General features: G+C 73.5%; 21 protein-coding genes. 15 read left to right on the top strand and 6 right to left on the bottom strand.

All coding sequences use genetic code 11. From position 1 onward, the window contains the following. The 7 genes from A6V29_RS15480 to A6V29_RS15510 form a co-directional block, all read left to right on the top strand. Positions 1 to 728: DUF2249 domain-containing protein (locus tag A6V29_RS15480; protein WP_137161140.1), on the top strand; the 728-nt coding region annotated here is incomplete at its 5' end. 25 nt (positions 729 to 753) lie between these two features. Continuing rightward, on the top strand, positions 754 to 1,095 hold the full coding sequence (gene fdxA / locus A6V29_RS15485) for a ferredoxin (protein WP_137161141.1): 342 nt from the start codon (positions 754 to 756) through the stop codon (positions 1,093 to 1,095). Between the two features lie 122 nt (positions 1,096 to 1,217). Continuing rightward, positions 1,218 to 4,928 (top strand): nitrate reductase subunit alpha, encoded by a 3,711-nt coding sequence (locus tag A6V29_RS15490; RefSeq protein ID WP_137161142.1) that lies wholly within the window; start codon positions 1,218 to 1,220, stop codon positions 4,926 to 4,928. A 109-nt stretch (positions 4,929 to 5,037) separates the two neighbouring features. Further along, positions 5,038 to 6,753 (top strand): nitrate reductase subunit beta, encoded by a 1,716-nt coding sequence (gene narH, locus A6V29_RS15495; RefSeq protein WP_137161143.1) that lies wholly within the window; start codon positions 5,038 to 5,040, stop codon positions 6,751 to 6,753. Then, positions 6,750 to 7,442 carry a nitrate reductase molybdenum cofactor assembly chaperone gene (narJ, locus tag A6V29_RS15500; RefSeq protein ID WP_137161144.1) on the top strand — a complete coding sequence of 231 codons (693 nt, stop codon included), beginning with the start codon at positions 6,750 to 6,752 and terminating at the stop codon, positions 7,440 to 7,442. The genes narH and narJ overlap by 4 nt, the downstream gene beginning before the upstream one ends. Further along, entirely contained in the window at positions 7,439 to 8,224 is a 786-nt protein-coding gene (narI, locus tag A6V29_RS15505; protein WP_137161145.1) for a respiratory nitrate reductase subunit gamma, read from the top strand. Before narJ ends, narI begins: the two co-directional genes overlap by 4 nt. Beyond that, a complete protein-coding gene (locus A6V29_RS15510; RefSeq protein ID WP_137161146.1) occupies positions 8,221 to 9,447 on the top strand; it encodes an MFS transporter in 1,227 nt (408 codons plus the stop codon). The genes narI and A6V29_RS15510 overlap by 4 nt, the downstream gene beginning before the upstream one ends. A 9-nt stretch (positions 9,448 to 9,456) precedes the next feature. Here the strand turns inward: A6V29_RS15510 and A6V29_RS15515 are convergent, their stop codons facing one another. After that, positions 9,457 to 10,545, bottom strand: a complete 1,089-nt coding sequence (locus tag A6V29_RS15515) for a tellurite resistance/C4-dicarboxylate transporter family protein (RefSeq protein WP_249933268.1) — start codon at positions 10,543 to 10,545, stop codon at positions 9,457 to 9,459. A 138-nt stretch (positions 10,546 to 10,683) separates the two neighbouring features. On the opposite strand from A6V29_RS15515, the gene A6V29_RS15520 reads away from it, so the two are divergent. The 5 genes from A6V29_RS15520 (at position 10,684) to A6V29_RS15540 (ending at position 15,500) form a co-directional block, all read left to right on the top strand. Beyond that, positions 10,684 to 11,373 (top strand): hemerythrin domain-containing protein, encoded by a 690-nt coding sequence (locus A6V29_RS15520; protein ID WP_137161147.1) that lies wholly within the window; start codon positions 10,684 to 10,686, stop codon positions 11,371 to 11,373. Positions 11,374 to 11,841: 468 nt separating this feature from the next. Next, complete coding sequence (locus tag A6V29_RS21715) at positions 11,842 to 13,839, top strand: prealbumin-like fold domain-containing protein (RefSeq protein WP_249933269.1); 1,998 nt, start codon at positions 11,842 to 11,844, stop codon at positions 13,837 to 13,839. 125 nt (positions 13,840 to 13,964) lie between these two features. After that, a complete protein-coding gene (locus A6V29_RS15535; protein ID WP_137161150.1) occupies positions 13,965 to 14,543 on the top strand; it encodes an ArsR/SmtB family transcription factor in 579 nt (192 codons plus the stop codon). Positions 14,544 to 14,643: 100 nt separating this feature from the next. After that, positions 14,644 to 14,808 (top strand): hypothetical protein, encoded by a 165-nt coding sequence (locus A6V29_RS21030; protein WP_170977889.1) that lies wholly within the window; start codon positions 14,644 to 14,646, stop codon positions 14,806 to 14,808. A 161-nt stretch (positions 14,809 to 14,969) separates the two neighbouring features. After that, positions 14,970 to 15,500 (top strand): nitroreductase/quinone reductase family protein, encoded by a 531-nt coding sequence (locus A6V29_RS15540; RefSeq protein WP_212719457.1) that lies wholly within the window; start codon positions 14,970 to 14,972, stop codon positions 15,498 to 15,500. Between the two features lie 28 nt (positions 15,501 to 15,528). Here A6V29_RS15540 and A6V29_RS15545 read toward each other — a convergent pair whose 3' ends face one another. Together A6V29_RS15545 and A6V29_RS15550 are read right to left on the bottom strand one after the other, a co-directional pair. Beyond that, positions 15,529 to 18,132 (bottom strand): bifunctional FO biosynthesis protein CofGH, encoded by a 2,604-nt coding sequence (locus A6V29_RS15545; protein WP_137161151.1) that lies wholly within the window; start codon positions 18,130 to 18,132, stop codon positions 15,529 to 15,531. A gap of 162 nt (positions 18,133 to 18,294) precedes the next feature. Beyond that, positions 18,295 to 18,807, bottom strand: a complete 513-nt coding sequence (locus A6V29_RS15550; RefSeq protein ID WP_137161152.1) for a flavin reductase family protein — start codon at positions 18,805 to 18,807, stop codon at positions 18,295 to 18,297. A 33-nt stretch (positions 18,808 to 18,840) separates the two neighbouring features. Between A6V29_RS15550 and A6V29_RS15555 the strand changes: the two genes are divergently transcribed. Both A6V29_RS15555 and A6V29_RS15560 read left to right on the top strand, forming a co-directional pair. After that, positions 18,841 to 20,268, top strand: coding sequence for a dihydrolipoyl dehydrogenase family protein (locus tag A6V29_RS15555; protein WP_170977893.1), 1,428 nt, complete (start codon positions 18,841 to 18,843; stop codon positions 20,266 to 20,268). 24 nt (positions 20,269 to 20,292) lie between these two features. Continuing rightward, complete coding sequence (locus A6V29_RS15560) at positions 20,293 to 21,090, top strand: SGNH/GDSL hydrolase family protein (protein WP_137161154.1); 798 nt, start codon at positions 20,293 to 20,295, stop codon at positions 21,088 to 21,090. A 20-nt stretch (positions 21,091 to 21,110) separates the two neighbouring features. Here A6V29_RS15560 and A6V29_RS15565 read toward each other — a convergent pair whose 3' ends face one another. Further along, positions 21,111 to 23,051: a putative bifunctional diguanylate cyclase/phosphodiesterase gene (locus A6V29_RS15565; RefSeq protein ID WP_249933270.1), complete on the bottom strand. Its 1,941-nt coding sequence runs from the start codon at positions 23,049 to 23,051 to the stop codon at positions 21,111 to 21,113. A gap of 231 nt (positions 23,052 to 23,282) precedes the next feature. Here A6V29_RS15565 and A6V29_RS15570 point away from each other — a divergent pair, with 231 nt between their 5' ends. After that, positions 23,283 to 24,317, top strand: coding sequence for an LLM class flavin-dependent oxidoreductase (locus tag A6V29_RS15570; RefSeq protein WP_137161155.1), 1,035 nt, complete (start codon positions 23,283 to 23,285; stop codon positions 24,315 to 24,317). Positions 24,318 to 24,381: 64 nt separating this feature from the next. Here A6V29_RS15570 and nadC read toward each other — a convergent pair whose 3' ends face one another. Further along, positions 24,382 to 25,269, bottom strand: a complete 888-nt coding sequence (nadC, locus tag A6V29_RS15575; protein WP_170977894.1) for a carboxylating nicotinate-nucleotide diphosphorylase — start codon at positions 25,267 to 25,269, stop codon at positions 24,382 to 24,384. Beyond that, on the bottom strand, positions 25,266 to 26,609 hold a 1,344-nt coding region (locus A6V29_RS15580), incomplete at its 5' end, for an L-aspartate oxidase (protein ID WP_137161156.1). The genes nadC and A6V29_RS15580, both read right to left, overlap by 4 nt.

Below are 26,609 nucleotides of genomic sequence, written 5' to 3' on the forward strand. Positions count from 1 at the left end.
AGCTGGCCGGCCGGCTGGCCGCGCACGTCGACGCGCTCCTCGTGGCCGCCGCGTCGGGCGCCGCCGGGTTCCCCGAGGCGCGTACCGCGACGCTGGCCTTCCTCACCGGCGAGCTGATGCCGCACGCCACGGCCGAGGAGCGGGCTCTGTACCCGGCCGCGGCCGGCTCCGACCGGCTGCGGGTCCTGGTCGAGGCGATGGTGGCCGAGCACCGCGTCCTCGCGGGCCTGGTCGAGGACCTGCGGACGGCGGAGGAACCCGCGCGCGCCGCGGCGTGCGGTCACGCGCTGCGCGTGCTGTTCGACGCCCACCTGGTCAAGGAGAACGACCTCCTGCTCCCGGCCGTCGCCGCGGATCCGACGGTCTCGCTGTCGGGCGTCCTCGCGGGCATGCACGAGCTACTGGGCGAGGACGACCACGGTCACGACTCCGCGCACGCGGTCGAGGCCGTGCCGGCGGCGCCGGCCAGGGGCAGCTGCGGCTGCGGCGGACACGACGACGACGAGATCCCGGTGCTCGACGTGCGGTCGGTGCCGCACGCGATCCGCCACGCCACCGTGTTCGGCGCGTTCGACGCCGTCCCGGCCGGGGGGTCGCTGCTCCTGGTCGCGCCGCACGACCCGCTGCCCCTGCTCCGCCAGCTCTCCGCCCGCTCCGGCGGCGCGCTGGCCGTCGACTACGAGCAGCGCGGTCCGGAGGCCTGGCGGCTCCGGCTCACCCGCGCCTGAGGACGAGAACCCCGAGGAGGACCGGATGACCTACGTGATCGCCGAACCGTGCATCGACGTCCTGGATCGGGCCTGCGTCGACGAGTGCCCGGTCGACTGCATCTACGAGGGTGAACGGGCCCTCTACATCCATCCCGACGAGTGCGTGGACTGCGGCGCATGCGAGCCGGTCTGCCCCGTCGAGGCGATCTACTACGAGGACGACGTCCCCGAGCGGTGGTCGGTCTTCACCGCCGACAACGCGCGCTTCTTCGCCGAGCCGCTGCCCGGTCGCGCCGAGCCGCTCGCGTCGCCGGGCGGGGCGGCGAAGCTCGGCGTCGTGGGGGCCGACACGCCGCTGGTGGCCGGGCACCCACCCCGCGGCTGACCGGCGACGGCCGACGCCGACGGCTGCGCCGGAGTGTGACCTGTGCCATGGTCGGCGGACACGACCGGTGACGAGGGATCCGTCTGCGTCGGTGCGGCGCGGCGGCCCGGAGGGGCGGGCTTGTGACCACCACGCGAGGCGACGCGGGGACCCAGTCGGAGGACGCAGGGTTCGACAGCGGGCTGTCCGAAGCACTGGTCAGGACGTCGCGCTTCTTCCGCAAGGGCGAGGTCAGCGCCGATCTCCGGTCACTGCACCAGATCGGCGGCCGCGACGCCGACGCCTTCTACCGGGACCGGTGGAGCCACGACAAGGTGGTCCGCTCCACGCACGGGGTGAACTGCACGGGCTCGTGCTCCTGGAAGGTCTACGTCAAGGACGGGATCATCACCTGGGAGGCCCAGCAGACCGACTACCCGTCCACCGGCGCCGACCGGCCGGAGTACGAACCCCGCGGCTGCCCGCGCGGCGCGGCCTTCTCCTGGTACACGTACTCGCCCACGCGGGTCCGCTACCCGTACGTGCGCGGCTCGCTGCTGCAGATGTACCGCGAGGCCCGGCAGCGGCTGGGCGACCCGGTGCTGGCCTGGGCGGACATCGTCGAGGATCCGGACAAGGCGCGGACCTACAAGTCGCAGCGCGGCAAGGGCGGTCTGGTCCGCGCGTCCTGGGACGAGGCGACCGAGATGATCGCCGCCGCGCACGTGCACACGATCAAGGAGTACGGGCCCGACCGCATCGCCGGCTTCTCGCCGATCCCCGCCATGTCGATGGTGTCGCACGCCGCGGGCGCCCGGTTCATGTCGCTCATCGGCGCCCCGATGCTGTCGTTCTACGACTGGTACGCCGACCTGCCGGTCGCCTCGCCGCAGGTGTTCGGCGACCAGACCGACGTCCCGGAGTCCGGCGACTGGTGGGACGCCAGCTACCTGATCCTGTGGGGCTCCAACGTCCCGGTCACCCGTACTCCCGACGCGCACTGGATGACCGAGGCCCGCTACCGCGGCCAGAAGGTCGTCGTCATGAGCCCGGACTACTCCGACGCGACGAAGTTCGCCGACGACTGGCTCGCCCCGCACCCGGGCACCGACGGCGCGCTGGCGATGGCGATGGGGCACGTCGTCCTCAAGGAGTTCTTCGTCGACCGGCAGGTGCCGCGCTTCACCGAGTACGTCAAGCGCTACACCGACCTGCCGTTCCTGCTCACCCTCACCCCGCGCGGGGACGGGTACGCGCCGGGCAAGTTCCTCACGGCCGCGGACCTCGGTGACGTCGGGGAGGGCGCGGAGTTCAAGACCGTGCTCGTCGACTCCCGGACCGGCGAGCCGCACGTGCCGAACGGCACGCTCGGCGACAGGTTCACCGAGGCCGGCAAGGGCCGCTGGAACCTCGACCTGGGCGACGTCGACCCGCTGCTCAGCCTCTACGCCGACGGCGCCGAGACCGCGCCGGTGGACCTGGCCCGCTTCGACACGCCCGGCGGGACCGGTGCGGTGATGCGCCGCGGCGTCCCGGTCCGCCGGGTCGGCAAGCACCTGGTGACGACCGTCTACGACCTGCTGCTCGCCCAGTTCGGCGTCGGCCGTCCGGGTCTGCCGGGGGAGTGGCCGGCCGGGCCCGACGACGCGACCCAGCCGTACACCCCCGCCTGGCAGGAGCAGTTCACCGGCGTGCCGGCGGCCGCGGCGGCGCGGATCGGCCGCGAGTTCGCGCAGAACGCCGAGGAGTCCGGCGGCCGCTCGATGATCATCATGGGCGCGGGCACCAACCACTGGTTCCACTCCGACACGATCTACCGGGCGTTCCTGACCCTGACCACGCTCACCGGCTGCCAGGGGGTCAACGGGGGCGGCTGGGCGCACTACGTCGGCCAGGAGAAGTGCCGGCCGGTGACCGGGTGGACGACGCTGGCCTCGGCGCTGGACTGGGCCCGCCCGCCGCGGCAGATGATCCAGACCGCGTACTGGTACCTGCACACCGACCAGTGGCGCTACGACCGGACGACGCTGGACTCGTTCGCCTCCCCGCTGGGGTCGGGCCGGTTCGCCGGCAAGGCGCCGGCCGACGTCCTCGCCGAGTCCGCGCGCATGGGGTGGATGCCGAACTACCCGACGTTCGACCGCAACCCCCTCGACCTCGCCGACGACGCGGCCGCGGCCGGCAAGGAGCCCGGCCAGCACGTCGTCGACGAACTCCAGGCCGGGCGGCTGCGCTTCGCTGCCGAGGACCCCGACGCGCCGGAGAACTTCCCGCGGGTGCTCACCGTGTGGCGGGCCAACCTGCTCGGGTCGTCGGCGAAGGGCAACGAGTACTTCCTCGAGCACCTGCTGGGCACCGACTCCAACCTGCGGGCCGCCGAGGCCGCCCCCGAGGCGCGTCCGAAGGACCTGGTCTGGCGGGAGGAGGCCCCCCGCGGGAAGCTCGACCTGCTGCTGGCCCTGGACTTCCGGATGACCAGCACGACGGTGTACTCGGACATCACGCTGCCGGCGGCCACCTGGTACGAGAAGCACGACCTCAACACCACCGACATGCACCCGTACGTGCACTCGTTCAACCCGGCGATCTCCCCGCCGTGGGAGACCCGCACCGACTTCGACGCGTTCGGCACGATCGCGACGGCGTTCAGCCGGCTGGCGCGGGAACACCTCGGCGTCCGCCGCGACCTGATGGCGCTCCCGCTCATGCACGACACCCCCGACGAGACGGCGAACCCGCGGGGCGTCGTCCGCGACTGGAAGACCGGCGAGGTCGACCCGATCCCCGGGAAGACGATGCCGAAGATCGCCGTCCAGGAACGCGACTACGGGGCGATCGCGCAGAAGTGGGCCGCGCTCGGACCGCTGGTGGAGCAGCTGGGCCTGACGACCAAGGGCGTCACCACCAGGCCGGACGAGGAGGTGGAGTACCTCCGGCACAAGAACGGGGTCGTGCGCGACGGCGTGGCCGAGGGCCGGCCGACGCTCGCCCGGGACGTGCACTGGTGCGAGACGATCCTCGCCCTGTCGGGGACGACGAACGGGCGGCTGGCCACCCAGGGCTTCCACAACGCCGAGGAGCGCACCGGCACGCGGATGGCCGACCTCGCCGCCGAGCACGAGGGCAAGCTGATCACCTTCGCCGACACCCAGTCGCGGCCGACGCCGGTCATCACCTCGCCGGAGTGGTCGGGCAGCGAGACCGGGGGACGGCGGTACTCGCCGTTCACCATCAACGTCGAGCGGCTCAAGCCGTGGCACACCCTGACCGGCCGGCAGCACTTCTACCTCGACCACGACTGGATGACCGAGGCCGGCGAGAACCTGCCGGTGTTCCGGCCACCGCTGGACATGACGGCGCTGTACGGGGAGCCGCAGATCGGCGAGGTCAGCGAACTCGGCATCGCCGTCCGGTACCTGACGCCGCACAACAAGTGGTCGATCCACTCGGAGTACCAGGACAACCTGTTCATGCTGTCGCTGTCCCGGGGCGGACCGAACATCTGGATGAGCACCCAGGACGCCGCCAAGGTCGGTGTGCGGGACAACGACTGGATCGAGGCGGTCAACCGCAACGGGGTGATCGTCGCCCGGGCCATCGTCTCGTCGCGGATGCCCGAGGGAACCGTGTACATGTACCACGCCCAGGACCGGCTGATCGACGTCCCGAGATCGGAGACGACCGGCAAGCGGGGCGGCATCCACAACTCCGGCACCCGGCTGTTCCTGAAGCCCACGCACCTGATCGGCGGCTACGCGCAGCTGTCGTTCGCCTTCAACTACCTCGGCCCGACGGGGAACCAGCGCGACGAAGTGACGGTCATCCGCCGCCGCAGCCAGGAGGTGCAGTACTGATGCGCGCCCTCAGGGCAGAAATGGCCATTTCTGCCGTTCGGTGCTTCCGCTCTCGTCCGTACTCAGGGGCAGAAATGGCCATTTCTGCCGCTCAGGGGGGACTGGTCTGATGCGCGTCATGGCCCAGATGGGCATGGTGATGAACCTCGACAAGTGCATCGGGTGCCACACCTGCTCGGTCACCTGCAAGCAGGCGTGGACCAACCGCACCGGGGTCGAGTACGTCTGGTTCAACAACGTCGAGACCCGACCGGGGCAGGGGTACCCCCGCACCTACGAGGACCAGGAGAAGTGGAAGGGCGGCTGGCAGGTCGGCCGCAACGGCAAGCTGCAACTGCGCACCGGCAGCCGGCTGTCGCGGATGCTGACGATCTTCTCCAGCCCGAAGATGCCCTCGATCGAGGAGTACTACGAGCCCTGGACGTACGACTACGAGACGCTCACCAACGCTCCTCTGCAGGAGCACACGCCGGTCGCCCGCCCGCACTCGCTGCTCTCCGGCGAGCCGATGAAGGTCGAGTGGAGCGCCAACTGGGACGACAACCTCGGCGGCGCCCCCGAGCTGCTGCAGGACGACCCGGTGCTCAAGAAGATCTCCGCGGAGGTCAAGGAGAAGTTCGAGCAGACCTACATGTTCTACCTGCCGCGGATCTGCGAGCACTGCATCAACCCGTCGTGCGCGGCGTCCTGCCCCTCCGGTGCGATCTACAAGCGCGAGGAGGACGGGATCGTCCTGGTGGACCAGGACCGCTGCCGGGGCTGGCGGCAGTGCGTCACCGGCTGCCCGTACAAGAAGGTGTACTTCAACCACCGCACCGGCAAGGCCGAGAAGTGCACGTTCTGCTTCCCGCGGGTCGAGGTGGGCATCCCGACGGTCTGCTCGGAGACCTGCGTCGGCCGGCTGCGCTACATCGGCATCGTCCTGTACGACGCCGACCGGGTTCTCGAGGCGGCGTCCACGCCGGACGAGCAGGACCTCTACGCAGCCCAGCGGTCGATCATCCTGGACCCGAACGATCCGCAGGTGGTCCGTGCCGCCGAGCAGGCGGGCATCTCCCGCGACTGGATCGACGCCGCGCAGCGCTCGCCGATCTACGCGCTGATCAACCGGTACGAGGTGGCGCTGCCGCTGCATCCGGAGTACCGGACGATGCCGATGGTCTGGTACATCCCGCCGCTGTCGCCGGTGGTCGACGCGCTGACCGAGACCGGGCACGACGGGGAGGACGCCGGCAACATCTTCGGCGCCATCGAGTCGCTGCGGATCCCCGTGGAGTACCTCGCGGAACTCTTCACCGCCGGTGACACGAACCTGGTCACCGGGGTGCTGAAGAAGCTCGGCGCGATGCGCTCCTACATGCGCGACCTGAACCTCGGCCGGCCCGCGGACGAGTCGATCGCGGCCGCCGTCGGCATGACCGGGCGCGACATCCAGGACATGCACCGGCTGCTGGCCATCGCCAAGTACGACGAGCGGTACGTCATCCCGCTGGCGCACGCCGAACAGGGACCGGACAGGGAGGAGTTCGACGACGGCTGCTCGCTGGACTACGACGGCGGGCCCGGCATGGGCGGCTGGGGTCCCTTCGGCGAGACCTCCGGTGGCGTGACCCCGATCGCGGTCGAGAACTTCCACATGCTCGCCAACCGGCAGACCAGCGACACCATCGCCTCACCCCAGGACAAGGGGCAGCGGGTGAACCTGCTCAACTGGGACGGGCAGAGCGCGCCGCCGGGGCTGTTCCCGCCACGGCGGGACGACGACGGCGACGGCGGTGGGGGAGTCGGGCCGGACTCGCCCGCGATCACGGAGCCCAAGCCGTGAGTCCGCGACCGAGGTGGCGGCAGCCGGGCAGCACGCCGGCCCAGCTGGCGACCGCCCGACAGGTGGCGTCGCTGCTGCTCGGCTATCCGGACGAGGAGCTGCTCGGGCGGCTCCCGCTGCTGCGGGCGGCGACGGCGCCGCTGCCCGCGCCCCTGGCCGGACCGCTGGGCCGGTTCCTCGACCACCTGGAGACGACGCCGCTGCCCGAGCTGCAGGCGGCCTACGTCGAGACCTTCGACCTGCGCCGGCGCTGCAGCCTGTACCTCACCTACTACGCCCACGGGGACACCCGGAAGCGCGGGATGGCGCTGCTGCAGTTCAAGCACCTCTACGCGCGGGCCGGCCTGCAGCTGACCGACGGCGAGCTGCCCGACCATCTCGCCGTCGTCCTGGAGTTCACCGCGACGGGTGACGCGAGCCGCGGCGAGCGTCTGCTGACCGAGCACCGGGCCGGGCTGGAGCTCATCCGGCTCGCCCTGGAGGAGCGCGGGTCGCCGTGGGCGCCCGTGCTCCAGGCCGTGTCGGCGACCTTGCCACCCGTCGAGGCGGCCGACCGCGCCGCGATCGCCCGGCTGGCGCGCGAAGGGCCCCCGACCGAGGAGGTGGGGCTGGATCCGTACGGGTCCGACGCCTTCGCGCCACCGGAGTACATGCCCACCCCCGGACAGTCCGCTGGAGCCGTGCGATGAACGCATCCGCGTCGGAGATCCTGCTCTGGGTCGTGCTGCCCTACGTCAGCCTGGCGATCTTCATCGGCGGGCACGTCTGGCGGTACCGGTACGACAAGTTCGGCTGGACCACCCGGTCCTCGCAGCTGTACGAGCGCAAGCTGCTGCGCTGGGGCAGCCCGCTGTTCCACTTCGGGATCCTGTTCGTGCTCATCGGGCACGTCATGGGCCTGGGCATCCCGAAGTCCTGGACCGACGCGGTAGGCCTCACGCCCGAGGCCTACCACGCGCTGGCCGTCGGGGTGGGTGCGATCGCCGGGATCGGGACCGTCGTCGGGATGGCGATCCTCATCTACCGACGGCGCACCGTCGGGCCGGTGTTCAGCGCGACGACGAACAACGACAAGCTCATGTACTTCGTCCTCGCGGTCACGATCCTCCTCGGGATGAGCAACACGGTGCTGGGCGTCCTGGGCCTGGAGGGCGACCACGCCGACTACCGCGACACCGTCTCGCCGTGGTTCCGCAGCATCTTCTACTTCAACCCGCAGCCGGAGCTGATGACCGAGGCGGGCATCGGTTTCCAGCTCCACGCGCTCTCGGCGCTGGTGCTGTTCGCGATCTGGCCGTTCACCCGGCTGGTGCACGTGTTCAGCGCGCCGCTGGGCTACTTCACCCGCCCGTACATCGTCTACCGCAGCCGGGACCGCCAGCTGGGCACCCGCGCCGCTCCCCGGGGTTGGGACCGCGTGGGCAGCAACGGGGGCCGCCGCCGGGACCGCGTGGGGAGTGGGCGCCGATGAGCGCAGCACCGGGCCCGGGCAGCACGACGACGGCGGCGGTTCCGCGCCCGGCGTGGGCGATGCTGGCGCTCGCCACTCTCGGCTTCACGATCAACTTCTGGGCGTGGTCGCTGATCAGCCCGCTGGGCGCGTTCTTCACCGACCGGCTGGACCTCAGCGCCATGCAGACCTCCCTGCTGGTCGCCGTGCCGGTCGTCGTCGGCTCGCTCGGTCGCATCCCGGTCGGTGCGCTCACCGACCGGCTCGGTGCGCGGGTGATGTTCCCCGCGGTCAGCGTGCTCACGATCGTCCCGGTGCTGCTCGTGGGCTTCGTCGCGCCCGACTCCTACGCCCTGCTGCTGGTGAGCGGGTTCTTCCTCGGCCTGGGCGGCACCACGTTCGCGGTCGGCGTGCCGCTGGTGAACGCCTGGTTCCCGCCGGCCAAGCGGGGCACGGCGCTCGGCATCTTCGGCGCCGGGACCATCGGTACGGCGATCGCCGCGTTCAGCACCGTCGGACTCAAGGACGCCTTCGGCCTGGGCTTCCCGTTCGGGCTGGTCGCCGTCCTGCTGGCCGCCTACGCCGTCCTCGCCTTCCTGTTCCTGCGCGACGCGCCGGGACGCACGCCGTCCACCGGCAGCGCGGTGCGGCGGACCTGGGAGACGGCCAAGCTCCCGGTCACCTGGCAGATGTCCTTCCTCTACGCGGTCGGCTTCGGTGGCTTCGTGGCGTTCAGCGTCTACCTGCCGACCTACCTGCGGGTGACCTACGACCTGAGCCCGGGGGACGCCGCGCTGCGGACCGCCGGCTTCATCGTGCTGGCCGTGGTCATGCGCCCGGTCGGGGGCAACCTCTCCGACCGGTTCGGCCCGATCCCGGTGCTGACCGTCTGCTTCGTGGTCGTCGCCGTCTTCGCCGCCATCTCCGCCCTCGAGCAGCCGCTGGACACCGTCGGCACCGTCGCCTTCCTGGCGATGGCCGCCGCGCTGGGCGCCTCCTCCGGTGCCGTGTTCGCACTGGTCGCGATCGCCGCGCCGTCCGACAAGGTGGGTGCGGTCACCGGGATCGTGGGGGCCGCGGGTGGTCTGGGTGGCTTCGCGCCGCCGCTGATCATGGGCGCGATCTACGGCTGGATGGGCAACTACCAGCCGGGGCTGTGGCTGCTGGCCATCACGGCGACCGTCGCCGCCTGCTTCACGGCCTGGGGGATGGAGCGCACCAGGACGCCGGAGCCGGTCCGGTAGGCGACGCTCTCAGTAGGTCGAGGTGTCGCTGCGCCGTTCGGCGTAGCCGACGGCTCCGGCCCGGGCCGCCGAAACCACCATGGCGGCCAGCACCACCGCCCACACGGCGAACGCGATCCAGATGCCGACGGCGCCGACCTGCCCCAGCAGCGGCAGGTCGTCGGCGTCGCCCAGGTACGCCGCGGCGACGGCGTACATGCCCAGCGGGAAGACCATGCTCCACAGCGACGGTTCGTAGCGCAGCGGCACCCGGTGCGTGCGGTGCCGCCACCAGCCGGCCGCCACGAGCACCGGGATCAGCCAGGTGGCGAACGCCCAGATGCTCACCGAGACCCCGGCGACCAGGCCTCGCGTGGCCGCCACCATCGGGGTGTCCACCATCTCGACGATGCGGGCCCCGGCGAGCACCGTGATGGCGCCGGCGCCCATCGCCACCCAGTACGGGGGCGTCAGGTCGGTCGGCCGCAGCTCGTAGATCAGCAGCCGCGCCGACACCATGATGCCGACGGCCGCGTAGAGGAACAGGCTGACCGACCAGGCGAAGACGGCGGTCACCGCCAGCGCATCGCGCAGCGCCGGCAGGTGCGGCTGGAGCGTCGCCGACGACGTGGCGACCGACTGTCCGGCGACCACCCAGATGAACCACGTGCCGTTGGCCTTGGGCAGCACCGGGCGCTCGGTCCGTCCGAGCACGGAGGTCCAGGGGATGACGTAGCCGAGCACCAGCCATGCCGCGACGCCGACGGCGAGCAGCGCGGCGGCCGGGGCGTGGTGGCCGTCCATGGCCAGCCGGACGCCGAGGACGTTGCCCCCGGCGATGAAGGTGAAGAAGCCGAACCCGCGGGCCGGGTCGAGGAAGTCCGCGAGCACCGCGTCGCGGTGGGCCATCACCCGCCAGGCGTTGAGCGCGACCAGGACGACGAAGGCGGCCGCGCACACCGCCAGGAGCACCACCGACACCGCGACGTGGCCCTGCCGCCGCAGCCCCACCGAGATGATCCCGCTGGCCATCACCAGCGCGAAGTAGCCCGGTGTCAGGCGGCGGACGATCCCGTCCACGCCACCGACCGCGAGGTCTCCTCGGTCCGCGCGCGTCACGCGACCACGGTGCCCGAGCCACCCGGCCGGGACCACCGGACCTCCCACGCCACCACCACGCCGTCGGGCGGAATCACGCACCGAGCCCCGGCCTTCTCCGGGGGGACGACGTGCGGGCCGGACGAGAGGATCCCCGCCATGTGCGACCACTGCGGCTGCCGCGACCTGCTCCCGATCGGCGAGCTCATGGACGAGCACGACCGGTTGCGCGAGCTGAGCGCGCACGTCCGCAGCCACCTCGCGGCCGGTGAGGACGCAGCGGCGCGCACCCATCTCACCGAACTGCTCGTGGTGCTCGGGCCGCACGTGGGCAAGGAGGAGGGGTACCTCTTCCCGCAGCTCCGGCGCAGCGCGGAGCTCACCGATCACGTCGGTGTCCTCGAGGGCGAGCACGCCGCGCTCTACGACGACGTCGACGACCTCGACGACGCCGCCGGCGAGGAGTGGCGGGCCGGCGTGCTGCGGGTGCTGGACGCCCTCGCCGAGCACATGTTCAAGGAGGACTTCGGGCTGTTCCCCGCGGCGCTGGCCACGCTGGACGGCGCCGACTGGGACGCCATGGCCGGGTGGGGCTCCGCGGGTCAGCCCGCCGGCTCGTCGTCGTCCGTGGGCCAGTCCAGCGGCGGCAGCCCGGCCAGCGCCGCGAGCCGGTCCACCGTCAGCTCGACCACCTCGTCGGGCGGCGGTGCACCGCTCGGCGAGGCGAGCAGCGGGCGGACGTCGGCCGGGTCCAGGTCAGAGCCGGTCGCCTCCCGGGCCCAGGCGGCGAAGCCCTCGGCCTCGGCGTCCACGTCGACCGGGTCCGAGGCGTCGGGCTCCTCGAAGTAGATCCGCGGCTCGTAGCCGAGGAAGAAGCGGCCGCCGGAGGCGTCGGCCCGGCGGTGGTCGACGGTGGCGATCCGGCTGTCGTGCACGTCCACGAGGAGGAACGGCACCGCCGTCGGCGCACCGCGGGTCCACTGCCCGTCGCTGTAGGCGAACCTGCCGGAGAGCCCCACGACCCGAGGGTAGTGACGGCGGGCGGCCCGGCTCGTCACAGCGTCACGAGACGGGGCGATCCGAGACGGAAACGGCCTCTGAGCAGGGTCGTTGTACTCGGTCCACCGAGAAGTCGACACGACCGTTGGCAGGTTCGCACGACTCTCGCCGGGGCTGGAGTTGCCGATGTGACCTCCGGGGTCCGCACTGGTGAACCCGCAGGTCAGGCCAGCGTGTCGTGATCGGTGGACCCCGTCCGGCGGCAGGCTGCGCGCGGCTCGCGACGACGGTCGTCCCGAGACCGCCGGAGAGCAGATCGTGAAGCAGTCGGTGCACAGTCGCCCGCCCCGCGTCCGATGGCGCGTCCCCGCCCTCGGTTCCCTCGTCGCGGTGCTCGCCCTCGCGCTCGGCGTGGTCGTGGCCCCCGCCGTGTCGGCCGCCCCCGCGAACGTCGGCTCGACGAAGTCCCTGGAGCTGGAGGTCTGGCACGAGGGAGAGGTGCCCGACGGCTACAGCTGGGCGGGAGCGGAGTTCGTCTTCACCTCGGGGGCCATGGTCGGCCGGTGCGTCACCGACAGGCTCGGCGTCTGCGATGTGCGCTTGTCGTCGAACGGGAAGGTCACCGGAGGCGGAACGCGGGCGCTCAGGCTGCCCGCGGCCACCTACACCGTGACCCAGACGGCCGAGAAGCCCCTGCCGGGGCTCGTTCCGGCGACCGGACAGCTGGCGACCGTCAGGATCTGCGACTGCGGCAGGCCTCGGGAGCTCGACGTCTACAACGTCTCGCAGTTCCGCGACACGGTCACGGCACGCGTCGTCGACGCGACGGGCCGAGCCGTGAAGTGGTCCACCTTCGAGCTCGGCGCCCCGGACGGGGTGACCCGCACGGCCATGACTGACTGGGACGGTGACCTGACCTTCAAGGGCCCGTGGGTGTGGGCCTTCCCGCTCAGCTACTGGGACCCTGTGTTCCGGCCGGGGGCCTACACGCTCACGCCGGTGGAGGCCGACCCGAAGTACTCGACGGCCCCGCTGGCGCTCACCGTCACTGCGTCCGACGTCCGGCGGCACGAGATCCAGCTCGGCACCGTCCGGCTGGGAGCTCCGGCGCCGCCGCCGCCGGACACCCCCGCCACCGGCTCCGCCACGCTGACCGTGCTGCCCACGGGATCGGTGCCCGAGGGGCTCGACCTCTCCGGGGCGGAGTTCGAGCTCACCCGGTTCGGTGACGAGAACGTCAGGGGCACCTGCGTCACGGGCTCGTCGGGCACGTGCTCGGTGGCCGTCGTGCCCAGCGGTTGGACCGCCCCGATGACCGGCGAGGCGATCGAGCTGCCGGCCGGGGAGTACGACGTCCGGCAGGCGACTGCACCCAGGGGGCTGGCTCCCGCGGCCGAGATACCGCTGCTGGAGCTGTGCACCTCCCGGGTCGCGGGCGAGTGCGTGGAGGAGACGAAGGTGGAGAACGCCTCGCTGTTCCGGACCGAGATCCGCGCTTCGGTCCGCGTCGACGGCGAGCCGGTCGAGGGGGCCGAGATCGTCCTCACCGGCCCGGATCACCCGGCCTCCGAGCCGGAGACCACCGACGCCGCCGGCCTCGCCATCTGGAAGGGCTGGTTCGCCCCCGGGTCGTGGTCGTTCACCGTCGACGGCGGGACGGAGCCGCTGACCGAGGTCATGGTGACCGGGCCCGACGAGGTCGACGAGCCGTGGGGCGTGATCATCACACTCGCGCCGGCACCCGGTGGGGACGACGGCACGCCTCCGCCGACGACCACGCCCTCACCGACGACCACGCCCTCACCGACGACCACGCCCTCACCGACGACGACGCCCTCACCGACGACGACGCCCTCACCGACGACGACGCCCTCACCGACGACGACGCCCTCACCGACGACGACGCCGGAGCCGACGACGACGCCGGAGCCCAGCACGTCACCCGGGTCGACGACGTCGGCAGCTGCACCGACCACCACGCCGGCGCCGACGCCGGGCACGGTCGGGGTCCCCGTGCCCAGCACCGGCGGTGGAGGCGGCACCGGTGGCGTCCCTGCCGCCGGTGGAGCGGACCCGGTCGACGAGCCCGCCGCGGCGGCTGCTCCGGAGGCGGTGTCCACCGACGCCGACCCGGACGGCGGCCCGGCCGGGAGCGGCAACACGATCCAGGTCGCGGACGACGTCCGGGAGCTCGAGACGGTGAGCGCCACCCAGCTGTCCCCGGGGCTCGTGACCGGGATCGGAGCGCTCTTCATCGCGCTGGTCGTGGGCGGCTATCTGCTGCTGCGTTCCCAGTCGCGGCGCCGCCTGGTCTGACTGCCGCTGATCGCCGCCCGCCCGGGCTCCGGGCGGGCGGCAAGCCGAACAGCAGCCACGATCGAACAAGACTGATTGCACAAGAAGGCTTGTGCAATCAGTCTTGTTCGTTCATGCTGGCGGGCATGAGCGAGAAGGCCGGAGTCCGCGAGGTCACCGACGCCCGGGTGCTGGCGATGCTGGCCCACCCGTTGCGCCGGCGGCTGCTCGACGTGCTGCGGGTGCACGGCCCGGCGACGGCGAGTGTGCTGGCCGAGCGCACCGGGCAGCGCGTGGGCAACATCAGCCACCACGTGAAGGCCCTGGCCGACGTCGGGTTGGTGGGGGAGGCGCCGGAGCTGGCCAAGGACCGGCGCGAGCGGTGGTGGCGGCTGGTGGACCGCTCGCTGCGCTGGTCGGGCGAGGCGCTCGCCGACGATCCCGCGGCCGAAGCTGTCGCGCAGGCAGTGCACTCCTTGACCCTGGACCGGCACGCCGGGTACGTCCGAGCGTGGTTCGCCGCAGACGACGAGGAGCGCGAACCGTGGCGCGGGTCCTCCTTCAGCATGCAGCGGTGGCTGCACCTGACCCCCGACGAGCTGCGGGAGGTCGCCGCGGAGGTCAGCGCGCTGATCGAGCGGTGGGGCGAGCGCGAGCTCCCCGACGACGGGGCGCGCCGGGAGCCGGTGCTCGTCTTCGCCTACGGCGTCCCCGCGCAGCCGTGAGACCGCGCGTCCGGGCCTGGCCGCGCAGACCACGCCCCGCCGCTCCGCCGCACCCGGTGCGGCACCCGATCCGTCCCCGCCCGACCCCGGAGGAGTCGCTGTGAACATCCCTCACCACGAGTTCGTCGCCGGCCGCATGGCCGAGCGGCAGGCGCGGGCGCAGGAGATTGCCCGCGCACGCCGGCTGCACGTCGCCCAACGGGCCGCCCGCAAGGCCGACCGGGCCGCGCGACGGGCCGCTCGGCTCAGCGCCGAGCTCTTCTAGCCGCGCTTTCCCCGGGCAGGTCGACCACGACCGCCTGGTGGCTGCTGCGGTCTCCCCCGAGGCCGACCCCACCGGGCGCGAGACGGGGTCGAACGACCCTGGTGCGCCGGTGCCGCGGCCCGAGAGGGTCGCGGCAGCGCCCGACGTCGACCGGAGGTTCCGTGAGCACTGCTCGAGCAGGCGGAACCGGCGTGCGGGACGTGCTCACCGCGGCGGGAGTGCGGCACGGCCTGCGGCGCTGGATGTACCGCGGCGGCCGTCCGAACGGCATCGCCCGCGCGCTCAACCGGCTCGACGCCCGGGTCCTGAGCAGCGGCCGCCTGCCGGTGCAGCGGGCCGCCGCGCTGGAGGTGCCGGGTCGGCGGACCGGGGAGGTGGTCCCGGTGCCGGTCGTCATCGCCGACCACGACGGCGAGCGCTACCTGGTCGCGATGCTCGGCGAGCGGACGAACTGGGTGCGCAACGTGCGGGCCGCCGGGGGGACGGCCGTCCTGCACCGCGGCACGCGTACGCCCGTGCGGCTCGTGGAGGTCCCGGTGGCCGAGCGCGCCCCGATCATCAAGCGGTACCTCGACCTGGCCCCGGGCGCCCGGGCGCACATCCGGGTGGATCGGCGGGCGCCGGTCGCGGCGTTCGAGCCGATCGCGGCGGAGCACCCCGTCTTCCGGGTCGAGCCGCTGCCGGCGGAGTAGGCCGGGAGCGCCGCCGGCGTCGAGCGGGTCAGGTCGGGCGGATCGAGAGGGTGAGCCGGGCGCGGCCCTCCTCGGACCGTGCGGTGGCGATCCGCTCGGCCGAGGGCGTGCCGTACTCCGTCGTCCGCTGGCGGGCCGGCCGGCCGATCGCGGCGGCCATGGCCTCGAGCTCGGCGATCGTCTTCAGCGAGCCGTTCTCGCTGCCGGCCATCCGGCTGATCGTCTCCTCCATGAGAGTGCCGCCCAGGTCGTTCGCGCCGCCCCGGAGCACCGCCTTCGTGCCGGCGTCGGCGAGCTTCACCCAGGAGGTCTGGATGTTGGGGATCCGGCCGTGCAGCAGCAGCCTGGCCACGGCGTGGATCGCCCGGTTCTCCCGCACCGTCGGCCCGGGCCGGGCGACGCCGGCGAGGTAGATCGGCGAGTTGTGGTGCACGAAGGGCAGCAGCACGAACTCGGTGAACCCGCCGGTGCGGTCCTGCAGCGCGGCGAGCGTGCGCAGGTGCGCGACCCAGTGGGCCGGTGTGTCGACGTGGCCGTACATCATCGTCGACGTCGTCGGCAGGCCGACCTCGTGCGCGGTGCCGATGATCTCCAGCCAGGTCGCCGTCGGCAGCTTGCCTTTGGTGAGCACCCACCGGACGTCGTCGTCGAGGATCTCCGCCGCGGTGCCCGGGACCGAGTCGAGCCCGGCCTCCTTCAGCGCGGTGAAGAAGTCGCGGAACGACAGCCCGGTCCGCGCCGCGCCGTTGACGATCTCCATGGGCGAGAACGCGTGCAGGTGGATGTCGGGCTGGCGCTTCTTCACCTCGCGGGCGAGGTCGAGGTAGGCGGTGCCGGGCAGGTCGGGGTGGATGCCGCCCTGCATGCAGATCTCGGTGGCACCGGCAGCCCAGGCCTCGTCGACGCGATCGCCGACCTGCTGCATCGACAGCGTGTAGGCGTCGGCGTCGGTGCGCCGCTGGGCGAAGGCGCAGAACCGGCAGCCGGTGTAGCAGACGTTGGTGAAGTTGATGTTCCGGTTGACGACGTAGGTGACGTCGTCGCCGTTGACGTCGCGGCGGACGGCATCAGCCAGCGCGGTCAGCGCATCGAGATCCGGCCCGTCGGCACCGAGCAGCGCGAGGTACTCGGCGTCGGAGAGCCCGGCCGGGTCGCGCTCCGCGTGCGCGAGCGCGGCGTGCACCTCAGGATCGCCGACGGTCAGCGCCGTCGTGTGCCCGTCGCGCGCGCCCTCGGTGCGCGACCGCAGCTCCGACCAGTCGCCGTAGACGGCGTCGAAGTCGCTGCGCCGGTCGGTCGTCCGTCCGACGGTGTCCACCTCGACGTGCAGGTCGACCCGACCGCTGGCCGTCCACGACTCGTCCGGCTCCTGCCAGGGCAGCCCGACCGGCAGCCGGCCCTCGACGGCGAGCCCGTCCGGGCCGGCGAGGGCCTCGACGTGCGGCCGCACCCGCGGGTCCAGCCACGGCTCGGGTGCCAGCACGTAGGGGGGCTGGGCGGCGAGCCGTTCGCGGAGCGTGAAGCCCGCGTCGGAGGTCAGCTCCGCCAGCTTGTCGATGTTCGGCCACGGCCGCTCGGGGTTGACGTGATCCGGGGTGAGCGGTGAAACGCCGCCCCAGTCGTCGACGCCGGCGCGCAGCAGCAGGCCGAGCTCGGTGGAGTCGGACAGGTTCGGCGGCGCCTGCACCCGCGCCTTCGGGCCCAGCAGCAGCCGGGTGACCGCGACGGCGGCGACGTACTCCTGCAGGTCGAGGTCGTCGTGGGCCTGCATCGCGGTGCGTGGCTTGGCCCGGAAGTTCTGGACGATCGTCTCCTGCACGTGCCCGTGCCGCTGCGCGCTGGCCCGGATGGCCAGGATCGCGTCCACCCGCTCGGCGTAGTCCTCGCCGATGCCCAGCAGCACGCCGGTGGTGAACGGGACGGCGGAGCGGCCGGCGTCCTCCAGTACCCGCAGCCGGACGGCGGGCTCCTTGTCCGGCGAGCCGAAGTGCGGGCCGCCGGGCTCCGACCACAGCCGGGTCGCCATCGTCTCCAGCATCATGCCCATCGACGCCGACACCGGCTTGAGCCGCTGGATCTCCTCCCACGACAGGACACCGGGGTTGAGGTGGGGGAGCAGCCCGGTCTCCTCCAGCACCCGGATCGCCATCGCCCGCAGGTAGCCCAGCGTCGAGTCGAAGCCGTGCGCCTCCAGCCATTCGGCGGCGACCGGCCAGCGGTCCTCGGGGCGGTCGCCGAGGGTGAACAGCGCCTCCTTGCAGCCCAGGGCCGCACCGGCGCGCGCGATCTCCAGGATCTCGTCGGGGGAGAGGTAGGGGGCCTTGCCCTCCGTGCGCAGCGCGCCCGGCGTGGTCACGAACGTGCAGTAGTGGCAGCGGTCCCGGCACAGGTGGGTGAGCGGGATGAAGACCTTGCGGCTGTAGGTGACGACGCCGGGGCGTCCGGCGCTGGCCAGGCCGGCGTCGCGCACCCGTCCGGCGGCGGTGAGCAGCCGGTCCAGCGGCTCGCCCTCGCCGAGACCACGGGCGTGCAGCAGCGTCTCCGCCTCGACCGCGTCGAGGCTCACCCCGCGCTCGGCGCGGGTCAGCGCGCGCCGCAGGGCGGACTCGGTGGGTGCAGGCAGAGCGGTCATGGCGCTCCCGACGCTAGCCCGCCGGGTCGCCGGCGGGATCGGCGGCCGCGCGAGAGGTTGCTCGCACAGTCGGTCTCTGCTTACCAGGGGAAGCAGAGACCGACTGTGCCAGGAACAGATCTGCCACCTCCGCGGGCCCGACCGGAGCGACCGGTGTCGCGATCAGGCGCGACCGGCGGCCCGGCCGGACTCGTCGACGAACCGGCCGCGGTGGCGGAGCAGGGGCGGGGCCGCCGGGTCACCGGGCAGCACCCGGTCGACCAGCAGCAGCGCGAGCACGTGGTCACCGGCTTCCACCAGCCGCTCCAGCGTGCAGTCCAGCGCGGCGAGCCCGGCGTCGAGCACGATGGCCTCGCTGCCGGGCGCCCGCGACCACGGCACCGCCTCCAGCAGGTGCCGTGCGCTGGGGCGGCCGGCCGAGGCGAACCGCGAGGCCACGATCGCGTGCGGCGCCGCGAGCACCGTCAGCGCGCAGCTGCCGACCTCCTCGAGGACCTCCGCCGGGTAGCCGCCCGCGCTCAGGCCGACGGCGACCAGCGGCGGCGTCGCCGAGACGCTCATGACCGAGCTGACCGTCGTCCCCACGTCGTCGATCCCGTCCCGCACCGTCAGCAGGCACACCCCGGCCGCGTACTGGCCCAGGGCGGCGGCGAACTCCGCGCGGTCGACCGGCATGCGCCCAGTCGACCACACCACCACGATGCGGTGATGGAGACCGACGAGAAGACCTACGACGTCGTCGTGCTCGGTGCCGGGCCGGTCGGGGAGAACGTCGCCGACGTCGTCGTCCGCGCCGGGCTCAGCGCCGTCCTCGTGGAGCGGGAACTGGTGGGCGGCGACTGCTCGTACTGGGCGTGCATCCCGAGCAAGGTGCTGCTGCGCGGCACCGAGGTGCTGGCGGAGGCGCGCGCGGTCGACGGCGCGGAGCAGGCGGTCACCGGCGAACAGGACGTCGCCGCCACCCTGGCCAGGCGCAACTCGTTCGTCTCCGACTGGGACGACGCGGGGCAGGTGGAGTGGGTGGACGGCGCCGGCATCGACCTGGTGCGCGGCACGGGCCGGCTGGCCGGCGAGCGGACCGTCGTCGTCACCGCGGCGAACGGCGGGCAGACCCGGCTGATCGCCCGGCACGCGGTCGCCGTCGCCACCGGCTCGGACGCCGCGATGCCACCGATCGACGGGCTGGCCGACGTCGCCGCGTGGACACCGCGGGAGGCCACCGAGGCCCAGGTGCCACCCGGCCGGCTGCTGGTCCTCGGCGGCGGCTACGTCGGCTGCGAGATGGCCACGGCCTGGCAGGCCCTCGGCGCGCAGGTCACGGTGGTGCAGCGCGGTGAGCGGTTGCTGGACACCATGGAGCCCGCGGCCGGGGAGGCAGTCGCCCAGGCGCTCCGGACGGCCGGTGTCACCGTCCACCTGGACTGCGAGGCCACCGCCGTCCGCCGGGAGGGCGCGGAGGTGGTGCTGATGACGTCGGCCGGGGAGCTGCGCGGCGACGAGCTGCTGGTCGCCGTCGGCCGCACGCCCCGCACGGACGACATCGGGCTGGGCCTGGTCGGTCTCGAGCCGGGGACGTACCTCGACGTCGACGACTCGCAGCGGGTGCGCGGCTCGGAGTGGCTCTACGCCGTGGGGGACGCGAACGGCCGGTCCCTGCTGACCCACATGGGCAAGTACCAGGCGCGCCAGGCCGGCGCGGCGATCGTGGCGCGCGCCCGTGGCGAGCAGGTGTCGACGGCGGGCTGGGGGCCGCACGCGGCCACCGCCGACGACCGCGCCGTCCCCTCGGTGGTGTTCACCAGCCCGCAGGTCGCCGCGGTGGGGCTGACCGCGGCGCAGGCGGCCGACCGCGGGTTGCCGCACCGGGTGGTGGAGTACCCGCTGGGCGACGTCAGCGGGGCGAAGATCGTCGCCGACGGCTACGCGGGCACCGCGATCGCCGTCGTGGACACCGAGCGGGAGGTGCTGCTCGGCGTGACGTTCGTGGGTCCGGCGGTCGCCGAGCTGCTGCAGGCGGCGACGATCGCGGTGGTGGGCGAGGTGCCGATCTCCCGGCTGTGGCACGCCGTCCCCGCCTTCCCGACCGTCAGCGAGATCTGGCTGCGGCTGCTGGAGACCTGGCGCGACGGCGGGTGACCCCGGCGTGATGGAGTGGCCGCCGTGCAGTTCTCCGCATCGCGTGCCCCGTGGCGGCGCTACGTCGCGCTCGGCGACTCGTTCACCGAAGGGCTCAACGACTCCGATCCCGGGCGGCCCGGGGAGTTCCGCGGCTGGGCCGACCGGCTCGCCGAGCAGCTCGCGGCCACCAGCGACGGGGACGTCGAGTACGCCAACCTGGCGATCCGCGGGCGGCTGCTGGGGCAGGTGATCGCCGAGCAGGTGCCGGTGGCGCTCGAGGCGCAGCCGGACCTGGTCAGCCTGGTCGCCGGCGGCAACGACCTGATGCGGCCCGGTGCCGACCCCGACGAGCTCGCCGGCACCCTCGAGGCCGCCGTCGTCCGGCTGCGGGCGGCCGGCGCCGACGTGCTGCTGGCCACGAGCGCCGACCCCCGCGCCACACCCCTGCTCCGCCGCGCGCGCGGCCGGATCGCGATCTTCAACGCCAACATCTGGTCGATCGCGGCGCGCACCGGGTCCGCCGTCCTCGACCAGTGGAGCGCCGGCTGGCTGCACGACGTGCGGCTCTGGGACACCGACCGCATCCACCTGACCGAAGAGGGGCACCGCCGTACGGCGTTGGCCGCGGCCACCGCCCTGGGCCTGCCGTGCGACGACGACGGGTGGCGCACGCCGCTCGCCCCCGGCCCGCGCCGGGCACTGCGGGTCGCCGTGGTCGAGGAGGCGGCGTGGGTGCGCGGCTTCGTCGCCCCGTGGATCGGCCGGCGGCTGCGCGGCACGTCGTCCGGCGACGGCCGCGCGCCCAAGCGCCCGGTCCCGCTGGCGCTGCCCAGGCACTAGCTGGCGCCCTAGCTAGGGCCCTAGCTGTCGTCCTCGTCGTCGTCGAGGTAGTCGACCAGGCCGAACCGGCCGGTGTCGTCGGTGGCCAGCACCACCCGGCGCGGCGGGGTCGGGTCGCCGGGGCGCGGCGAGGGAACCACCGGCGTCTCCAGCTCCGGGCGGAGCAGCTCGCCCGCGACCTCCTCGGCCGGGGTGTCGGTGACCTCGCCCATCAGCACCTCGGCCGGGCTGGGCAGCGGCGCGGGCCGCCCGAAGGCGTAGCCCTGGGCCATCGCGCAGCCGTGCCGGAGCAGCCAGTCCGCCTGGTCCAGGTCCTCGATGCCCTCGGCGATCACCTGCAGCCCCATGCCGCGGCCGAGCTGCAGCAGGCCCTGCACCAGCGCGGCCGTGGCCGGCTCGGTGACGACGTCCGCGACGAAGGACCTGTCGATCTTCACGGTGTGGATCGGCAGCCGGTGCAGCGCGGTGATCGCGGAGTAGCCGGTGCCGAAGTCGTCCAGCGCCAGGGTCACGCCGGCGTCGGTGACGACGGCGACGGAGTGCAGCGTGGCCTCCGCGGCGAACAGCGCCGTCGACTCGGTGATCTCCAGCTCCAGCCGGGAGGGCGAGAGGCCGGACTCCTCGAGCGCGGCGGCGACCAGCTCGCTGAACCCCTCCTCGGCGAGGTGCCGAGCGGAGATGTTGACGTGCACCCGCAGCTCGTCGGGCCAGGTGACGGCGTCCAGGCAGGCGCGGCGCAGCACCCAGGCGCCGAGCTTCGAGGTGAGCCGGTTGTTCTCGGCCGCCTCCAGGAACGCGCCCGGGGGGAGCAGCCCGCGGGTGGGGTGCTGCCAGCGGATCAGCGCCTCGTAGCCGAGCAGCGTCTCGTCGGCCAGGTGGACGATCGGCTGGTAGAACAGCCGCAGCTCGTCGTTGTCCAGCGCGTGCCGGAGATCGGTCTCCAGCTGCAGCGCGTCGACCTCGCTGTCGCTGAGCGCTCCCTCGTGCACCTCGACCCGGGCGCGGCTGCCGTCGGTCTTGGCCTTGGTCAGCGCGCTCTGGGCCTGCCGCAGCAGGTCGTCGGGGGTCATGTCGGAGCCGAGCGTGAGCCCGACGCTGGCCGACAGGTTGATCTCGCGGTCGTTGACGAGGAACGGCTCGTCGAGCACGCCCAGCAGCCGCTCGGCCAGCGCGCGCAGCCCGTCGAGGTCCTCGACGTCCTCCGCGACGACGAGGAACTCATCGGCCCCCAGCCGTACCGCGGTGTCCTCGACGCGCGTGCTCCAGCGCAGCCGGTCGGCGACCTGGCTGAGCAGCTGGTCGCCCGCCTCGTGACCGAGGGTGTCGTTGACCGCGCGGAACCGGTCGATGTTCAGGTGCACGAGGCCGACCTGCAGCCCGCGGCGGCGGGAGAGGGCGACGGCGTGCCGCAACCGGTCGGTGAGGGCGCGGCGGTTGGGCAGCCCGGTGAGCGGATCGGTGAAGGCACGACGGACCAGGTCGTCCTCGGCGCGCCGCCGGTCGGTGACGTCGACCAGGGAGAGGACGACGAACTGCGGGGTGCCGTCGTTGTGCCGCACGACCTCGTGGGCCTGGACGACCCACAGCTCGGTGCCGTCGGAGCGACGCAGCCGGCGCTCGCCGTCCAGGAGCAGGTTCGGGTCGAGCGGGGGCTCGCCGGGCACGGTCGCCGGCACCAGGTCGCCGACCGGCGGGTCGTCCGGGTGGGCCAGCAGGTCGACGTGGCGGCCGGCGAGGTCGTCGGCGGTCCGGCCGACCAGGGCGCACATCACCGGGTTGGCCACCAGGACGTAGCCGTCGAGGTCGACGAGCGCCTTGGCGATCGGGGCGGACATGAACAGCGCCTGGAACAGCTGGCCGCGGTCGGCGAGCAGCGTGTCGATCGCCCGCACCCGCTGCCGCGCCGCCGCGTTCGGCGGGCCGGCGGGGTACCGCGGCAGATCGGAGGCGGAGGAGCTCACGCCCACAGGGTTACGCATCGGAGGCGAGAAGTGACGGACCCGTAGGACGGAGAGTCGTGGTCGTGCCGTCACAGAGGGTGAGACAACGCCGGGTGATCGGCAGATCTCGCCAGCGTCCTCGGCCCGGAGCGGGAGATCTCGACCTTCGGGCGGCGGTCCGGTTCGGCGCCGGGAATTCCCGGCGCCGTCGGTACTGCTGCCCTCCGCAGACGTCGACGAGAGGTGAGCGCGGTGGAGAAGCGGATCGGTTTCCTGTCCTTCGGGCACTGGCAGCCCATCCCTGGGTCGCAGGTGCGCACCGGCCGCGACGCGCTGGTGCAGAGCATCGAGCTGGCCGTCGCGGCCGAGGAGATCGGCCTCGACGGCGCCTTCGTGCGCGTGCACCACTTCGCCCGCCAGCTCGCCTCGCCGTTCCCGCTGCTCGCCGCGATGGCCGCCCGTACCTCGCGGATCGAGCTGGGCACCGGCGTGATCGACATGCGCTACGAGAACCCCCTGTACATGGCCGAGGAGGCCGCGGCCACCGACCTGATCAGCGACGGCCGGCTCCAGCTCGGCGTGAGCCGCGGCTCGCCGGAGACGGCGCTGCGCGGCTCGGAGGCCTTCGGCTACGTGCCCGGGCCCGACAGCAGCGACGCGGAGCTCGCGCGGCAGAAGACGGCGTTGTTCATGGCGGCCATCTCCGGTGAGCCGATGGTCGACGCCGACCCGCGGATGACCGGCGGCATGCCCGGCAAGCTCGCGATCCAGCCGCAGTCGCCCGGCCTGGCCGAGCGGATCTGGTGGGGGTCGGGCACGCGGGCCACGGCGGAGTGGACCGCTCGCCAGGGGCTCAACCTGATGAGCTCGACGCTGCTGGTCGAGGACACCGGCGTGCCCTTCGACGAGCTGCAGGCCGAGCAGATCGCCCGCTACCGGGAGGCGTGGAAGGCGGCCGGCTGGGAGCGCGAGCCGCGGGTCTCGGTGAGCCGCAGCGTGCTGCCCATCGTCAGCGACCTCGACCGCGAGTACTTCGCCGCCGAGCGGGAGAGCGAGGACCAGGTCGGCATCCTCGAGGGGGTGCGGGCACGGTTCGGCAAGAGCTACGTCGGCGAGCCCGACCAGCTGGCCGAGGAGCTGGCGAAGGACGCCGCCGTCCGCGACGCCGACAGCCTGCTGATCACCGTGCCGAACATGCTGGGCGTCGAGTACAACGCCCGGCTGCTGCAGAACATCGTGGAGCACGTGGCGCCGGCGATCGGCTGGGTGCACCCGGACCGCCGCTAGCCCCCGCGCGGACTTTCTGCACCGGAAGTCCGGAACTTGCTGCACCGGAAGGCCGGAGGTGGGCTCAGCGGAGGTCGAAGCCGAGGTCGAGCACCGGGGCGCTGTGCGTGAGCGCGCCGACCGCCAGGTAGTCGACGCCGGTCGCGGCGACCTCGTGCGCGCGGTCGAGCGTGAGCCCGCCGCTGGCCTCCAGCCGCACGCCCGTGTCCCGCACCAGCTCCACCGCGGCGCGGGTGTCGGCGGTGGAGAAGTTGTCGAGCAGGACGAGCTGCACGCCGGCGGCGACGGCCTCGCGCACCTGGTCGAGCGTGTCGCACTCGACCTCCAGCGGGATGTCGGGCGCCGCCGTCCGCACCGCCCGCACGGCGGCCGCGATGCCGCCCGCGGCGAGGACGTGGTTGTCCTTCACCAGGGCCGCGTCCCCCAGGGCCATCCGGTGGTTGACCCCACCGCCGCAGCGCACCGCGTACTTCTCCAGCGCGCGCAGACCGGGCGTCGTCTTGCGGGTGTCCCGGATCGCAGCACCGGTCCCGGCCACGGCGTCGACCCAGCGGCCGGTGAGCGTGGCGATGCCCGACAGGTGGCAGACCAGGTTGAGCGCGGTCCGCTCCGCGGTGAGCAGCGCGCGCGTGGGCCCGGTGACCGACAGCACCGGCTGCCCGGGCCGGGTGGCCGCGCCGTCGGCCTCGTGCACCTCGATGCTGACGTCCGGCCCGCCCACCAGGTCGAAGACGGCGGCGGCCACGTGCACCCCGGCGAGCACGCCGGCGCTGCGCGGGGTGAGGTCGCCGGTGGCGACGGCGTCGGCCGGGACGGTGGACGCCGTCGTGACGTCCGGGCCGTGGACGAGGTCCTCCTCGAGCGCGGTGCGGACGACGAGCTCCACCGCGCCCGGCTCGAGGCCCGCCGCGCGGAGGGCGTGCGCGATCTCGTCGCGCAGCGGGGCGTTCACGCCACCACCAGCTCGTCGGCGCCGACCCGCACGGGCACGGTGCGGGTCCGCACGAGACCGGCGCGGTCCAGCCGGTGCACCAGGCGGACCTGCCACTCCGGGCGGGTCTCCGGAGCGTCCAGGCGACGGTGGCAGCCGCGGCTCTCGGTGCGCGCCGCGGCTGCTGCCGCGATGAGCGTCGCCACGGTGTGCAGGGCGGTGGCCTCGACGGCGGCCAGATCGGGCTCGCCGGCCGGCCGGGGGACGTCGGCCAGCACCCGGCCGAGCTCCGCGAGCCCCTCGGCGTCGCGGAGGACGCCGGCGTACCGGCTCGTGGCCGCGGTGATCGCCGCGCGAGCTGACGGGTCGACCAGGCAGGCCGGCGCTGGTCGAGCGAGGGGCTCCGCGAGCGGCGGCAGCTCGGCGCCAAGCAGCTCGGCGCACCTCCGGGCGGCGACCAGGCCTTCGGTGATCGAGTTGGACGCCAGGCGGTTGGCGCCCTGGACACCGGTGCACGCGACCTCGCCGACGGCGTAGAGGCCGGGAACGCCGGTGCGGCCGTCGAGGTCGGCGAGCACGCCACCGCAGGCGTAGTGCGCGGCCGGCACGACCGGCACCGGCTCGCGGGCCAGGTCGAACCCGGCGGCGCGGCAGGCGGCGACGATCCCCGGGAAGCGGTTCGCGAGGAACTCCGCCCCCAGGTGCCGCGCGTCCAGGAAGACGCACTCCGCGCCCGTCGCCCGGAGGTGGGCGGCGATGGTGGCGGAGACGACGTCGCGCGGGGCGAGGTCGGCCAGCGGGTGCGCGCCGGCCATGATCCGGTTCCCCTGGGCGTCGACGAGGACGGCGCCCTCCCCGCGCACCGCCTCGGAGATCAGCGGCTGCTGCCCGTGTGCGGCGGCGCCGGTCCACAGCACCGTCGGGTGGAACTGCACCAGCTCCACGTCGGCCACCTCGGCGCCGGCCCGGAGCGCGAGGGCCAGCCCGTCACCCGTGGCGCCGGGCGGGTTGGTGGTCGCGGTGAACACCTGCCCGGAGCCACCCGCGGCCAGGACGACGGCGCGGGCACACAGGTCGGTGACGTCGGTCAGCTCCCCGGCGTCGCCGATCCGCCCGGTGCGCACGCCGCAGACGACGCCGTCGGCCGAGCGCAGCGCCTCGAGGGCGACGGTGTGCTCGAGGACGGCGATCCCGCGGGCGCGCAGCGCCGCGGCCAGGGTGCGGGTGACCTCCGCGCCGCTCGCGTCACCGCCGGCGTGCACGATGCGGTCGCGGCTGTGCCCGCCCTCGCGGGTCAGCGCGGGCCGCCGGCGGCGTCGAGGTCGAGGCGGGCGCCGAGCGTCCTGCAGCCGGGCGTCGCC

Source organism: Blastococcus sp. CCUG 61487 (assembly GCF_005222955.1).
Lineage (GTDB): Bacteria > Actinomycetota > Actinomycetes > Mycobacteriales > Geodermatophilaceae > Blastococcus.

Excerpts from the sequence above, each read along its gene's own strand:
- A6V29_RS15545 (WP_137161151.1), bottom strand. The coding sequence starts at position 18,132 with ATGACCGCTCTGCCTGCACCCACCGAGTCCGCCCTGCGGCGCGCGCTG.
- A6V29_RS15550 (WP_137161152.1), bottom strand. The coding sequence starts at position 18,807 with ATGCCGGTCGACCGCGCGGAGTTCGCCGCCGCCCTGGGCCAGTACGCG.
- A6V29_RS15510 (WP_137161146.1), top strand. The coding sequence starts at position 8,221 with ATGAGCGCAGCACCGGGCCCGGGCAGCACGACGACGGCGGCGGTTCCG.
- A6V29_RS15555 (WP_170977893.1), top strand. The coding sequence starts at position 18,841 with ATGGAGACCGACGAGAAGACCTACGACGTCGTCGTGCTCGGTGCCGGG.
- A6V29_RS15535 (WP_137161150.1), top strand. The coding sequence starts at position 13,965 with ATGAGCGAGAAGGCCGGAGTCCGCGAGGTCACCGACGCCCGGGTGCTG.
- narI (WP_137161145.1), top strand. The coding sequence starts at position 7,439 with ATGAACGCATCCGCGTCGGAGATCCTGCTCTGGGTCGTGCTGCCCTAC.
- narH (WP_137161143.1), top strand. The coding sequence starts at position 5,038 with ATGCGCGTCATGGCCCAGATGGGCATGGTGATGAACCTCGACAAGTGC.
- A6V29_RS15520 (WP_137161147.1), top strand. The coding sequence starts at position 10,684 with ATGTGCGACCACTGCGGCTGCCGCGACCTGCTCCCGATCGGCGAGCTC.
- fdxA (WP_137161141.1), top strand. The coding sequence starts at position 754 with ATGACCTACGTGATCGCCGAACCGTGCATCGACGTCCTGGATCGGGCC.